This window comes from Bacteroides sp. (assembly GCF_028690125.1).
Classification (GTDB): Bacteria; Bacteroidota; Bacteroidia; order Bacteroidales; family Bacteroidaceae; genus Bacteroides.
This window is the reverse complement of sequence record NZ_JAQVBV010000025.1, coordinates 33,383-48,286: the sequence shown is the minus strand read 5'-3', so window position 1 is coordinate 48,286 and position 14,904 is coordinate 33,383. Positions and strand designations below refer to the sequence as shown.

Sequence of the window (14,904 nt, the reverse complement as noted above, 5' to 3'; positions counted from 1 at the left end):
AAATTTGGAAAAAGGTTTGGCTATAAGACAAAACTTGACTATCAACTAGAATTACGATTACTATAATTTTGTGCAAAATGGATTACTGTTTGAATTAAGTCTAGTACTTCAAGTGTTATTATCTGTATTTCTTCTGTGAACTCTTCACTACGACGAGCTTCCAACCAACTTAACTTAGGAGTCACTTCGGAAGCACCAATTAAAGTAAAAAGAGGGAGAATTTTATGAGCTATAATGGCTATTCCATCCGTCTGTTTATCATCCAAAGCCTGTTGCATCCGGGCTGAGTTCTTTACAGTTTCTTCAATAAAACTCCGGATTATACTTTGTGCCGCTTCGAGATCATCCTCGGAAAAAGCAGTCAATGCCGAAAAGTTTAAAGAAGACGTTTCAGAAGCATTATGAGAAGCATTCCTCTCTGATTGAGCATTTATTTTATTATTTATAAGCTTTTCTTTTTCTAATGTTACTCGTTTTCCATATACGACAGAGAACAGTTCCTTGATAGTAAAAGGCTTATGTAAACAACCGGCAAACCCATGTTCATGCAAAGCCTCCTCACCCATTTCACTACGTGCTGTAACAGCAATTACCGGAATAGTTCGTGCCTGAGGGATATTAGATGCACGTAATAGTTTCACCAAGTCGAATCCATTAATAGCAGGCATCTGTATATCAGTCAGTAGCACATCAAATTCAGAAGAACGAAGTTGTTCTATCAGTTCTTCTAATTGCTCACAACATACTGTTTCAATCTGTGACTGTGCCAGCATTGCAGCAGTCAGATTCAATTGTATCTTATCATCATCTATAAGTAGAACTCGCAAAGTCTTTCCCGGAGTAACAGTTTCCATATTTGCAGGCTGCTTATCTGTCAGTTTCGTTGTCTTATCTTCGATCACTGATCTACCCACCGGGTAAATTGGCAAGATTACCGTAAAACAACTTCCTTCTCCCAATGTACTCTTTACATTAATTGTTCCTTCAAGAAGGATAACCAGTTTGTTCACAATAGATAGTCCCAGCCCAAAACCTTCCTCTCCCTGAGCACCGGGAAGACGGGTAAATTCTTGAAATATACGTTCCCGATCTCCGGGCGCCATTCCTTTTCCTGTGTCCTTAATAGCGATTGTTAATTTTGAAGAGTTATAAGAAACTGATAAAGTGATTCCCCCTTTTGGGGTAAACTTCACGGCATTAGATAAAAGATTGTTCACAATTTGCCGTAGGCGTAAAGGATCACTGATATATTTGTCTGCTAATTCAGGAGCTATATTACATTTCAGTGCCAATCCTTTTGCTGCCGTCAGGGGTTCAAAACTGACACGTATCTCTTCAAACATCTGCGCGGGATTGAATACGACACGGTTTACTTCCGCCTTATTAAGATCAAGCCGGTGAAAGTCTAACAAATCACTAACCAGCTTCAACAGATGTTCTGATGAGCCTTTCATGTTGTCCAAATAGAAACGCTGCCTTTCATCTTCTGTTAGCCGAGACAACAGTTCAGTATATCCCATAATAGATCCTAATGGTGCTTTAAAATCATGAGTTATGGCAAGCATTAGCTTTTCACGTGACACGAGCAAGTCTTCCGCTCGCTTATTCGCCTCTTCCAACTGTAACCGATAACGATTACTGCGGGTAATATCGCGACCAATTATTATCAGGAAAAAACCGGATAGCAATACTGCCCCAATAGCTATTCCCCCAATGATGCGTGCAGAACGCATTTTTACAGTTTGCTGCAATTCAGCATCTTGCCGGGCACGTATAGACATTTCTGCCTCATAATCTTTAATGAGGCTATCCATTCTTGCGGTCAATTGATTGTTCATCCGCTGATACTTGGTACTCGTCCTCCGAATACTCTTTTTCCGTTGTAAACGTTTCTCCTCGTTTGCCATTCGAATTTTCTGCTGAAGAGAATCCGATGCGGAGGCGGTTGGTTCCAAAACAGTATCAGTTGCAACTTCCAGGGATGTATTAACTAATACGGCACTATCTTGTTTAGAAGGAGCAAAGACCTCAGCCAGACGCTTAAAGAATCCTTTCTTTTTCGGAGTGGTCAATAAAGAATCACGTTTTGTAATTACCCGGTGCTGCACACGCTGCACGGCGATCACAGAATCTTGTTCCGAAATAATTTCTTGAATCTCCGAGGTAGAAAGTAGGTTATCATTTGCCTCGCTCAATATCCGCAACATCTGAATTGTATTCTGATCTTTCTCATGGAGAAGAGACATTAAGCTATCTGTCTTTAGATTCTGCTGATCGTCGGCAGCCGATAGCTTTTCCATCTCGTGATGCACAAAAACCAGAGAGAACAGAAGAATCGCCAACAATAAAGTATATCCAACGGTAATTTTCAGCTTCGTAAAACGGAAAGAAGACATAAGAAATAAGATTTATGAATTCGTAACCAGAGTTTTCGTCTTTTGACGGAAACGTAACCATAACATAAGACCTGCACTAGTCAGTCCAAAAGGAAACGCCATCCAGACACCTACAATTCCCCAATTCATAATAAAACCACAGAAATAACCAACAGGGATTGAAATCAAAAAGTAGGCAACAAAGGCGATAAACATCATCGGCTTCACATCAGAGATTCCGCGCAATGCATTGGCAAAGGATATTTGCAAGCCGTCACCGAATTGGTATACCAAAAAAGGAAAGATAAGGGATGTCACCATAGCTGCAACTTCCGGACTATCAGTAAACCACCCCCCCAAGTAATTACGACAAAGGAACACAATTAATGATAATACAAAACCCATAGCCATCATCACATGGAAACCGGCATAAGCTGAACGTCGCACATTAAGGATATCATTCTGTCCTTTGAAATTGCTGACACGTACTGCTACGGCAGCTCCCATCCCATAATACATCATGAAAGTAAACTGTGAAATAGCCAACATAACCTGATGAGATGCCAAAGCAATAACTCCCAACCAACCAATCATGATCGCACTCAGACTAAATGAAGCTGTTTCCATTCCCATCTGTAAGGCAATGGGCCAACCTAGACCATTTAGACGGCCCAATATTGGACGGGACCACCCCAAACGGTAGAAACCTATTTTATAACGGATAAAACGCCGACTGCGTAAAAAGACGGCAACAAAAACTACCACCATCATAATGCGGGAAAACAATGTACTGATACCTGCCCCCAACAAACCTAACTCCGGTAAACCAAACTTTCCATAAATCAGAATATAGTTGCCTATGATATTTAAAACATTTCCTCCCAACAATATCCACATAGCAGTTTTGGTATCAGTAATACCGTCGGTAAATTGCTTGAATCCATTGAAAAGCATAACGAAAATTAATGAAGCTAGCAAAACTAGATAATAGGGTCTGATCAAGGGAATCAGTTCTTCCGGCTGGCCGAGATTTTCCAGGTTCAGATAAAGGACACTCATACATACGGTCAGCAAAATAGCTATTAATAAATTTGCCAACAAGCTACAACGCAAAGCTTGCCCGGCAGGAGCAAACTGATGAGTACCATATAATCCACCTACAATGGGTGTTAATCCATATGAAAAGCCCGTACTAAAAATAATAACCAGATTGAACACATTATTGACAAAAGAAGCTGCTCCCAACTCTATGGTACTATGATGTCCAATCATTAACGTATCGGCAAAGCCTAATACAATTACTCCGATTTGCCCGATCACAATTGGCAATCCGAGATAAATTAATGCTTTATAGTGTTCTTTGTATGTTTTATAGAACATTGTTTTAAACGCCTTGTTTTTTATAATACAATATAACCCCGTTTTCTTTCCGGAAAGCTGATCGGGCTACATCCTGCAACTGCTTTGCAGTTACACTGCGATAACGATCTACATCAGACTCCATATCTTCTGCCCGACCCAACAATTCGAACCAGGCAAGATTGGTTGCTACATTAAGATAATTGATATTCCCGAATATCTGAGTAGATTCAAATTTATTCTTTACTTTTTCAAGTTCCTGTGCATCAACTGTTTCTTGTTGCAGAAGTTTCAGTTCTTCTCTCACAGCCGCTTCGGCTTGCTCTAAAGATACACCAGCAGATGGTTTTCCACAAATATGAAACAAACCTGCATCCACGCTGCCGGCAATATATGCATCGATACTCGAGAAGAGTTGTTTCTCTTGCACAAGACGTTGATTCAACCGACTGGAACGTCCATTGCTTAATATATCAGATAAAATATCGAATGCATAATAGTCTGAAGAATAATGGTCGCACATATGATACGCCATAAATAAAGAATCAAGAGGTACATTACGTTCCACCGTCAATCGGCGTTCTTCCGTTTGTTCCGGTTCCTGTGCCAGGTTTCTCACCGGTACTTCCCGATGAGGAATAGGACCAAACCATTTCTCCGTCAATGCCACCGCCTCTTCAAAAGAAATATTACCCGTCACCGCCAATACAGCATTGTTCGGAGCATAGAAACGGAAGAAAAAATCTTTCACCTCTTCTAAAGTAGCATTAGCAATGTGTGACAGATCTTTCCCGATAGTAGGCCATTGATAGGGATGAGTCTGATAAGCCAAAGGACGTAAGATATGCCCCACATCTCCATAAGGTTGATTCAAACAACGTTGCTTGAATTCTTCCATTACCACTCCTCGCTGTACTTCCAGACTCCGTTCGCTGAAGTCCAAACTCAACATACGGTCGGATTCCAACCAAAAGCCGGTTTCTACATTTTGCCGGGGCACAGTGAGGTAGTAATTGGTAATGTCATTATTTGTCCAGGCATTATTCTCGCCACCCGCCAACTGAAGTGGCATATCATAATTGGGAATATTAACCGAACCGCCAAACATCAAATGCTCAAACAGATGAGCAAAACCCGTATGTTCGGGATCCTCGTCACGGGCTCCCACATTATATAATATATTGATAGCTACCATCTGCGTACTTTCATCCTGAGAATGTACTAAGCGTAACCCGTTATCTAGAATATGCCTGTTGATTTTCATTTATTCTACTTCCACTTTTATAATTTTCACATCATCTTCAGGACGATCGCTACGATCCGTTTTCACCTGCTGAATCTTGTCTACTATATCCATTCCTTCTATCACTTCCCCGAATACGGTATATTCTCCATCCAAATGAGGCGTTCCTCCTACTGTGGTATATGCAGCTATCTGTTCGGGAGTAAAATGAAATTCCGGTTCCTTAGCCGCCATTTCCTGGGCTTCGGCATACAGCTTCTCTTGCAACGCATAAAGCCCATCTTCATCATTTGCTTTACGCATCTTATAGATTTCTTTCATCTGTTTCTGTGCCAACGTATTGAAAATAACATTGATCTTATTTTCATTCATCTGACTTTCCATATTTAATAATGTGGAATCATTGAATACCTTACCAGTCACAATATAAAACTGACAACCGGACGACTCTTTCTTCGGATTCACATTGTCTCCCTGACGTGCAGCAGATAAAGCTCCTTTCTTGTGGAAATACTTAGGATATACAAATTCTGCCGGAATAGTATAACCGACATCTCCTGTTCCCAGTGACTTCCCTTTGGGTGCATTCTTGGAATCCGGATCACCTGCCTGAACCATAAAATCTTTGATTACCCGATGAAATAATGTTCCATCATAAACTCCCTCTTCTGCCAATTTGATGAAATTATCCCGATGCTTGGGTGTTTCATTATACAACTTAACTTTGATATCACCCAAAGTTGTTTCAATCTTTACCAACGTTTCATTATTCATATTTCCTCCTTTTTTATTTCCTGTTTTACAAGCTACAAGCCCGAAAAACGATATCGTTAATAGCATCAATATAATCTTCCTCATAACACTTTTATTTAATTTAAGTTTGCAAATATACTACTTTCACTTAAATCCTCTTACCTTTGTACCTCATAAAAGAGGAAAAACCTGATATGATGAAATCTATATTAATTGTCGAAGATGATATCACTTTTGGGATGATGCTAAAAACCTGGTTAGGCAAAAAAGGATTTGAAGTATCGTCAGTGAGTAATATTGCACGTGCACGCAAGCATATTGAAAGCGAGGCTACAGACTTGATTTTATCAGATTTACGTCTGCCCGACCAAGATGGTATCGATCTCCTGAAATGGATGAAAGAACAGGATAAGAATATTCCTTTAATCATTATGACCGGCTATGCAGACATTCAGTCTGCCGTACAGGCAATGAAACTCGGTGCACGGGATTATGTTGCTAAACCTGTCAATCCGGAAGAGTTACTAAAAAAAATATCTGAGGCATTACAAGAAGAAAAAAGTACTGTAACTTCTGCTACCAAATTTTCTTCTAAAAAAGACACTGTAAAAGAGACAGAGGAAACTCGTCGTGCCTATCTGGAAGGAGAAAGTGACGCTGCCAAACAGCTATATAACTATGTAAGTCTGGTAGCTCCTACAAATATGTCAGTACTTATCAATGGCTCCAGTGGAACCGGAAAAGAATATGTGGCTCATCGTATCCACCAACTTAGCAAACGAGACGATAAACCATTTATTGCGGTAGATTGCGGTTCAATTCCTAAAGAGTTAGCTGCTTCCGAATTTTTCGGTCATGTAAAAGGCTCTTTTACAGGCGCACTGAATGATAAAACCGGTGCTTTTGTCGCAGCAAACGGCGGTACTATCTTTTTAGATGAAATTGGAAATCTCAGTTATGAAGTACAAATACAACTTCTCCGCGCCTTACAGGAACGAAAAGTGCGTCCTGTCGGCTCTACTCAGGAAATAACAGTAGATATCCGTCTTGTGTCGGCTACTAATGAAAACCTGGAACAAGCTATTGAGAAAGGAACTTTCCGGGAGGATCTTTATCACCGGATCAATGAGTTTACTTTACGAATGCCGGACTTGAAAGATCGTAAAGAAGATATCTTATTGTTCGCTAACTTTTTCCTTGATCAAGCTAACAAAGAATTAGAAAAGCATCTGATCGGATTTGACGCTAAAGCATCCAGGCTATTAATGGATTACCATTGGCCGGGCAATCTACGTCAGATGAAGAATATTGTAAAACGTGCCACTCTGTTAGCGCAAGGTAGTTTTATTACATCTGCCGAACTAGGAACAGAGCTATTAGAAGTTCCTGCAACAAGTACCACAAGCATGGCTCTGAAGAACGAGGAATCTGAGAAAGAACATATTTTGGAAGCACTACGACAAACCGGGAATAACAAGAGTAAAGCCGCACAGTTATTAAACATAGATCGAAAAACATTATATAATAAATTAAAGCTATATAATATTGATCTATAGCAAGTGAAACCTACAACCTTAAAAAAACATTCTAATGAACCCGAAAACGCTATTTCCTCTTGCATTTATACCATTAATAGCCACTCATTTACAGGCACAAAAAGATTTGCAAACAGTTCGTACAGATAAACGTCCCAACATTATTCTTTTTATGGTGGACGATATGGGTTGGCAGGACACATCACTACCTTTCTGGAATGAAAAAACACACTACAATGAGTTATACGAGACATCTAATATGGAACGTCTTGCCAAAAAAGGAATGATGTTCACTCAAGCTTATGCCAGCAGTATAAGCTCTCCTTCAAGATGTAGCCTCATTACAGGAACGAATGCTGCCCGCCACCGTGTCACCAATTGGACACTTCAAAAGGATCGGATGACAGACCGTAAAGATAGCCTATTGCAGATACCCGACTGGAATTACAATGGAATCAGTCAAGTGCCCGGCACAAATAATACATTCGTTGGAACTTCTTTTGTACAACTACTCAAAAACAACGGCTATCATACCATTCACTGCGGAAAAGCACATTTTGGAGCCATAGATACTCCGGGAGAAGATCCGTACCATTGGGGATTCGAAGTAAATATCTCCGGTCATGCAGCAGGAGGACTTGCCAGTTATCTTGGAGAAGAAAATTACGGGCACACAAAAGACGGAAAGCCTGTATCACCTATGGCTGTCCCCGGACTCGAGAAATATTGGGGCACAGATACCTTTGTCACTGAAGCACTGACCTTAGAGGCTGTGAAAGCTTTGGATAAAGCAAAAAAATACCACCAACCATTTTATCTGTATATGTCACATTATGCTATTCACGTCCCATTGGACAAAGACATCCGTTTTTATGACAAATACAAGAAAAAAGGAATGACCGACCACGAAGCTGCTTATGCCACCTTAATCGAAGGAATGGATAAAAGTCTGGGGGATCTGATGGACTGGCTGGACAAAAACGGTGAAGCCGATAACACCATTATTGTTTTTATGAGTGACAATGGTGGGCTTGCCTCTGAATCCGGATGGCGCGACGGTAAGTTACATACCCAGAACTATCCATTAAATAGTGGCAAAGGTTCTGTTTATGAAGGAGGCATCCGTGAGCCAATGATTGTCAGTTGGCCGGGAGTAGTAGCTCCCAACAGCAGATGCAATAATTATCTTTTGATAGAAGATTTTTATCCTACAATACTCGAAATGGCGGGTATTAAGAAATATCAAACGATACAACCTATAGACGGGGTTAGTTTCCTTCCTTTATTAAAACAAACAGGTAATCCTTCCAAGGGACGTAGTCTCTTCTGGAATATGCCTAATAACTGGGGAAATGACGGACCGGGAATCAACTTCAACTGTGCCATCCGCAATGGTGATTGGAAATTGATTTATTACTATACTACCGGAAAAAAAGAATTATTCAATATTCCAAATGACATAAGCGAGAACAATGATCTCAGTACCCAACACCCTGATATAGTAAAACGACTTTCTAAAGAATTAGGCAGTTATTTGAGAAAAGTCGGAGGACAACGTCCTACTTTCAAAGCTACAGGCAAACCTTGTCCGTGGCCGGATAAAGTAAACTAACTCTATTAAAATATATTTAAGTGGATGGGGAGTGTGGAATAATTCCACACTCCCCATCCACATTTTCCACATATTCTACAAACGTTTCCACAATACCGTATTTCTTCATTTATTTTATTTCACTATATATCAACCTATTACCCTATCTTTCTCCTTTTGGCACATACTTTGAAATTTATTAGAACGTAATGTAAAACGATACAACCGATTCCTTAACGCAAAAGAAGAGAATTAAAAACATATGTCTAATCATCTTTAAAGCAAACGATTATGAAAAAATTAGTATTAGTAGTAGCAATGTTTATGTTTGTTTGTGGTGGTTCATTCCTTGCGAAGGCTCAGAGTAACTCTGAAAAAGCTGTGAAAGCCCCAACAGAAGTGAAAGCAATCGTTGTTGTTAATGACACAGTAGTCACAGACACTGTAGCCAAAGACAGCACAACAGCTGAGCCTGCCAAGGAATAACCTCACCCAAAACGTGCAGGAATTAAGTTTGCCGAATAATAGTAAGCACACTACAAAAAAGCCATCCCTACTTTGTCTATTCCGGGGATGGCTTTTTATACATCTTTTATTGGACTTCCGAGATATCATAAGTATAAAGAATTCCTTCCACATCCATGATGTAAAGAGTGTGATTAGGCGTATCTAAAGTCATCTCTTTGATTGGCTTATCAACCTATATTTTATAAGCCAGCTCTCCATCCCATGAAAAGACATGAATAACCTTGCTACTATACGGAGGTAAAAAATACTTCATGGGCAGATCAATGTAAAGAGCAAAGATATATTAATCATTAACTGCCATAGTCTGACAATACTTACGACTCTTATACATATCTTCCGATATATCCGAAAAGGTGAAACTCTATTGCATCAGAATTTCCCAACTATTCTCCGTTGTTCCTCCGCGCAAATCATCATCATTCAAGAGATTGTTGGCCTGATGGTAATTGCTCTTCCATGCATGAGTCATTGATTTCTCTATATCATCGATGTATTTCCGATTATTATCAATGAAGTAAAGTTCAAAAAAACATCAAGAAATAACGATAGTAAACAAGACGCAAAGTTAATATTAGAGACAAATCAGTTAATATTAGAGACAAATCAGTTAATATAGGTGCCATAAAAAAATTAATCTGAGATAATCCTTTTAAAAACCATCTAATTATTATATTTTCGCAAAATCGTTAATAAGACAGAATAAAACCTTATTTAATAATAACTAATACTAAAATAAGACACTAATTAATGAAGAACAAAGCATAAAAACACACTACCCTCCTTTAGGAAGATTATCATCCTACTAAAGAATACTTATTAGTATAAAACCAATTGTTATATCTTTAAATATTAAAAACAATGAAAAGCTATGTATTAAATTATCTCCCGGCAACTATATTTATGAATAAATAAGTGTAGTCAGTTTTCCAATTAACCATTATCTAATTAATTATTAAATTCATTCTCTAATCTATTACTTATGAAATTTAATAGAAAAACAAGTTTGAGATTAGGAATTAGCATTCCGCTATTTCTAATCGTTGCACTATCTATTATTAGTGGATGCAATAACAGTGACCTTCCTCCTATCATTTCCAGTGTCCAAAGTACGCCACCGGATTTCAGTAAACCAATTATTCTAGAGTCATTCAGCCCAGACAGTGGTGGTGTTGGAACTCAGCTTGTATTGAAAGGGCAGAATTTTGGTACAGACAGTAACTATTTATATGTTACTGTCAATGATAAGAAAGCTAAAATTGTTGGTATAAAGAATGATTACATTTACGTAGTAGTCCCTGCTCGTGCAGATACCGGCTATGTGCGCTTATATGTAGGACAAGGAGACAATGTAGAAGAATATGCATTGGATAAACCATTCCGCTACAAATTTAAACGTAACGTAACGACTTTAGCAGGTAAAGACCAAGAAAACGGACGTATAGACGGTGATTACGGAGAAGCACGTTTACAACGCCCTTGGTTTCTTCTTGCCGATAAAGATGATGCAATGTACTTTATTGACGAAGGTCGTGGAACGGATAAGAACGGAGCTTTACGCCGCGCACGTGAAGACTTAATAGAAACATTAGTTCAGTGTTCAGCAGGACCGTTCCAATCACCGACTTGTTTGGCATTCAGCCCAAACGAAGATACTCTTTATATAACCAATAAATCCAGTAATGAGGTAACAACAGATGTTAATATCCTCTATTGTACACGTGCCGGAGGATTTGTTGATACTAAACCTTTCGTTTATATGAAAGGTGCACAAACACAAGGAATTGCAGTAAACCCGAAAACTGGAGAAATTTTCTTTGATAGCCAAACAGACGGATATATTTATCGATATACTGGTACCGGTAAAACTGCAACGCAAGAAGATAAACCATACGAACAACTCTTCCGTATCAGTGGAAGTTCAAATGTGGAGATGAGAATGTTATTCTCACAAGATGGTTCAACGCTTTATGTTGTAATACGTAATAGACATTGTATCTATAAAATTAATTATGACACAGAAACTCGTACATTTGGTGTTCCAGAAATGTTTGCAGGACTTTGGGGAGAATCTGGGTATGCCAACGGAGTTGGAACAGGGGCACGCTTTAATTGGCCAGGACAACCTGCTCTTGACGAAGATGGAAATCTATTTGTCCCGGACAAAGACAATCATTGCATCCGCAAAATTACTCCACAAGGTGAAGTTTCACTATATGCCGGTAAAGGTACCGAATCAGGTTATAAAGATGGTACTCCTGACCGTGCCCGTTTCCGTGGTCCTGAAGCTGTCGTATTTTTGAGTGATGGTGCAATGTATGTTGCCGACCGAGATAATCACTGTATACGTCGAGTTGTAGTAGAATAAATAATATGAAAAATAAACACATAATTATAATACTTTATGAATAACATACAGCGGGCAATTTTTATGTTACTGCTCTTACTGGGTACACAAATTTCAAGCTTTGCCCAGCAGGTGAGACAAAACAATACGATTGAAGTAAAAGGTATTGTAAGAGATGAAATAGGCCCAGTCATTGGAGCCTCTATTATTGCCAAAGGGCAACCAGGATTGGGAGTAACATCCGATATAGATGGAAAATTCAAACTAAAGGTTACTCAATTTGATATTTTGGTCATTTCATTCCTAGGCTATGAGCCAGTCGAGCTCCCTGTTGTGAAAATCAAAGATATCTCGAATGTAGATATCAAATTGACTGAAAGTACTAAAAAAATCGATGAAGTTGTAATTACGGCTAGTGGTACACAAACAAAAAAGACTTTAACCGGTGCTTATACATCTGTAGATATTAAGCAATTAGCATCTCCTTCAGGAAACCTTACAAACTCTTTAGCAGGTGTTGTTCCTGGTATCATTGCTGTTCAAAGTTCAGGTGAACCGGGCGAAAATATGTCTGAGTTTTGGATTCGGGGTATTAGTACATTTGGTAGCGGTAGTGGAGCACTTGTATTGGTAGATGGAGTAGAGCGAAGCATGAATGAAATTCCGGTACAAGATATTGAGTCTTTCTCTATTCTGAAAGATGCATCTGCTACCGCTCTCTATGGTTCCAAAGGAGCAAATGGTGTTGTATTAATTACCACCAAACGAGGTGAACCAGGTAAAATTAATATCAGGGCTCGTTTTACTTATGGTTATAATCAAACAGGACGTATGCCACAGTTTGCCAATGCATATGATTGGGCAACATTGGCAAATGAAGCCAAAACAGGACGTTATGAGAGTCCCCAATATACCCCTGAGGAACTCAATATTATCCGTAACGGACTAGATCCTGATTTGTATCCTAATATAAACTGGCAAGACCTTATGCTTAAAAAAGGAAGCCCACAATACAAAGCAGAAATCAGTTTTTCAGGAGGAGGTGATAATGTTAGATACTATGTATCTGGACAATATTATGATGAAAATGGTATTTATAAGACTCAAAGTTCAGAAAATAAATATAATACCAACTCCACCTACAAGCGATACAATTATCGTGCAAATGTAGATATGAATCTAACTAAAACCACTTTAGTAAAAATTGGAGTAGGTGGATGGTTAGTTGACCGTACACAACCAGGTGCAGAAGGAGACAATATCTGGGGCTCATTTTCAGAGTTTACTCCTTTGAGTTCTCCACGTAAATATTCAACTGGAGAGTGGCCCCATGTTAATGGTCGATTGACACCTGAAATCCAATTAACTCAAACAGGATATAGGACCATATGGGAAAATAAAGCAGAATTAAATGTTACTTTACAGCAAGAACTAAATTTTATTACTAGAGGGTTGATATTTGAAGGTACTTATGCATTTGATACACAAAATTCAAATACTACCAATCGCCGTAAATTACCGGAATTGTGGGTAGCTCAAAACTATCGCGATCAGAAAGGTCTGCTAATTCTTCGTAGGACATCTAATCCACAGACGATGACTCAAACTGTGTCGACCGAAGGCTGGAAACGTAATTATTTACGTGCCAATTTAAAATACACTCGGTTATTTGCAGACATTCATCGCGTAGGAGCTTATGCCATGATTTATCAAGAACAAAATGCAGATACCAGACTTGCCAATGAAGGTGATATTATCGCTTCTATACCTCGCCGCAATCTGGCCTATTCAGGAAGTTTTACTTACGCATTCCGCGACAGATACTTGGTGGAGTTCAATTGGGGATACACAGGATCTGAGAATTTTGAGGATGGCAAACAATTTGGTTTTTTCCCTTCCTATTCTGCTGGATGGATTATTTCTGAAGAACCTTTCGTTAAAAGAATTGCGCCATGGCTAGAAATGCTCAAAATTAGAGGTTCTTATGGTTTAGTAGGTAATGATAATATCGGTGGGCAACGTTTTCCCTACATTTCTTTAATAGGAACGACCAGTGGTTATAACTGGGGAGAATTCGGTTCTCACGGGATACAAGGATACCGTATAACAACGGTTGGTACTCCAAAACTAACCTGGGAAACTGCCAAAAAATACAATATAGGTATTGACTTTAACCTTTTTAATAGTAAAATAACAGGTACGGTCGATATCTATAAAGACGTACGCGATGATATTTTCATGAAACGTAATCATATGCCATTATCTACAGGTTTGGCCGATCAAACTCCAATGGCAAATGTTGGACGTATGAAAGCCACAGGATGGGATGGTAACATTGCTTTCTTACAACGAATCGGACAAGTAGATATCACATTACGTGCCAACATGACTTACCAAAATAATGAAATTGTAGATCGTGATGAAGCAGCTAACGAACTCTGGTATAAAATGGATAAAGGATTCCGTCTCAATCAGACACGTGGTTTGATTGGGCTTGGATTATTTAAAGATCAAGAAGATATAGATTGCAGCCCATCACAAACAGGATTAGCAACAGATGGACGCCCCATTTTACCTGGAGATATCAAATACAAAGATGTAAATGGTGACGGTGTTATTACAGATGATGATTATGTACCATTAGGATATAGAGAAATGCCAGGATTACAATATGGTATGGGCGCAAGTTTCCAATGGAAAAATCTTTATGTTAATGTATTGTTTCAGGGATCTGGTAGACGTGACTGGTTTGTGGGTGGAAACGGACCTCATGCATTCCATAACGGAATGACAGGTAACATTCTTCAAGAAATGGTAGAGGGGAACCGTTGGAGTCCAAGAGAAGTCTCTGGTACAGCTGATACAGAAAATCCAAATGCAGAATGGCCACGTTTAACTTGGGGAAATAATGCAAACAACAATCGTAAATCTACTTTCTGGATGAAAAACGGACGTTACTTACGCTTAAAAAATGTGGAAGTCAATTATGATCTTCCCAAAACGTTTGCTCGCAAAGTGTATATGAGAAATATACGTCTAGGCTTTGTTGGAGAAAATCTCTACACTTGGAGTCCATTTAAATGGTGGGATCCGGAAGGTAATAATGAGAGCGGTTCTAATTATCCAATTAGCCGGACATACTCATTCTCAGTTCAAGTTGAATTCTAACAAAATAT

The 14,904-nt window shown here is 39.0% G+C and carries 9 protein-coding genes; 5 read left to right on the top strand and 4 right to left on the bottom strand.

Annotation, left to right across the window (positions count from 1 at the left end):
• Positions 1-41: 41 nt before the first annotated feature.
• From PHO71_RS15835 to PHO71_RS15820, 4 genes are read right to left on the bottom strand one after another with little or no spacing between them, the layout of a single operon-like run.
• A complete protein-coding gene (locus PHO71_RS15835) occupies positions 42-2,396 on the bottom strand; it encodes an ATP-binding protein (protein ID WP_300205157.1) in 2,355 nt (784 codons plus the stop codon).
• 12 nt (positions 2,397-2,408) lie between these two features.
• A complete protein-coding gene (locus tag PHO71_RS15830; protein ID WP_300205155.1) occupies positions 2,409-3,755 on the bottom strand; it encodes an MATE family efflux transporter in 1,347 nt (448 codons plus the stop codon).
• Between the two features lie 4 nt (positions 3,756-3,759).
• Positions 3,760-4,998 (bottom strand): pitrilysin family protein, encoded by a 1,239-nt coding sequence (locus PHO71_RS15825; RefSeq protein ID WP_300205153.1) that lies wholly within the window; start codon positions 4,996-4,998, stop codon positions 3,760-3,762.
• Positions 4,999-5,835 (bottom strand): peptidylprolyl isomerase, encoded by an 837-nt coding sequence (locus PHO71_RS15820; protein WP_300205151.1) that lies wholly within the window; start codon positions 5,833-5,835, stop codon positions 4,999-5,001.
• Positions 5,836-5,924: 89 nt separating this feature from the next.
• Between PHO71_RS15820 and PHO71_RS15815 the strand changes: the two genes are divergently transcribed.
• The 5 genes from PHO71_RS15815 to PHO71_RS15795 all read left to right on the top strand — a co-directional run bounded on the left by PHO71_RS15815 (position 5,925) and on the right by PHO71_RS15795 (position 14,896).
• Entirely contained in the window at positions 5,925-7,286 is a 1,362-nt protein-coding gene (locus tag PHO71_RS15815; protein WP_300205149.1) for a sigma-54 dependent transcriptional regulator, read from the top strand.
• A 34-nt stretch (positions 7,287-7,320) separates the two neighbouring features.
• Positions 7,321-8,877: a sulfatase gene (locus PHO71_RS15810; RefSeq protein ID WP_300205147.1), complete on the top strand. Its 1,557-nt coding sequence runs from the start codon at positions 7,321-7,323 to the stop codon at positions 8,875-8,877.
• 270 nt (positions 8,878-9,147) lie between these two features.
• Positions 9,148-9,342: a hypothetical protein gene (locus tag PHO71_RS15805; RefSeq protein WP_300205146.1), complete on the top strand. Its 195-nt coding sequence runs from the start codon at positions 9,148-9,150 to the stop codon at positions 9,340-9,342.
• A gap of 1,045 nt (positions 9,343-10,387) precedes the next feature.
• Entirely contained in the window at positions 10,388-11,749 is a 1,362-nt protein-coding gene (locus PHO71_RS15800) for an IPT/TIG domain-containing protein (protein ID WP_367279907.1), read from the top strand.
• A gap of 36 nt (positions 11,750-11,785) precedes the next feature.
• Positions 11,786-14,896: a TonB-dependent receptor gene (locus tag PHO71_RS15795; protein ID WP_300205142.1), complete on the top strand. Its 3,111-nt coding sequence runs from the start codon at positions 11,786-11,788 to the stop codon at positions 14,894-14,896.
• Positions 14,897-14,904: the final 8 nt, after the last annotated feature.

Bases quoted from the DNA above. Each gene is read 5' to 3' on its own strand.
- PHO71_RS15835 (WP_300205157.1), bottom strand. From the start codon at position 2,396: ATGTCTTCTTTCCGTTTTACGAAGCTGAAAATTACCGTTGGATATACT.
- PHO71_RS15830 (WP_300205155.1), bottom strand. From the start codon at position 3,755: ATGTTCTATAAAACATACAAAGAACACTATAAAGCATTAATTTATCTC.
- PHO71_RS15825 (WP_300205153.1), bottom strand. From the start codon at position 4,998: ATGAAAATCAACAGGCATATTCTAGATAACGGGTTACGCTTAGTACAT.
- PHO71_RS15820 (WP_300205151.1), bottom strand. From the start codon at position 5,835: ATGAGGAAGATTATATTGATGCTATTAACGATATCGTTTTTCGGGCTT.
- PHO71_RS15815 (WP_300205149.1), top strand. From the start codon at position 5,925: ATGATGAAATCTATATTAATTGTCGAAGATGATATCACTTTTGGGATG.
- PHO71_RS15810 (WP_300205147.1), top strand. From the start codon at position 7,321: ATGAACCCGAAAACGCTATTTCCTCTTGCATTTATACCATTAATAGCC.
- PHO71_RS15805 (WP_300205146.1), top strand. From the start codon at position 9,148: ATGAAAAAATTAGTATTAGTAGTAGCAATGTTTATGTTTGTTTGTGGT.
- PHO71_RS15795 (WP_300205142.1), top strand. From the start codon at position 11,786: ATGAATAACATACAGCGGGCAATTTTTATGTTACTGCTCTTACTGGGT.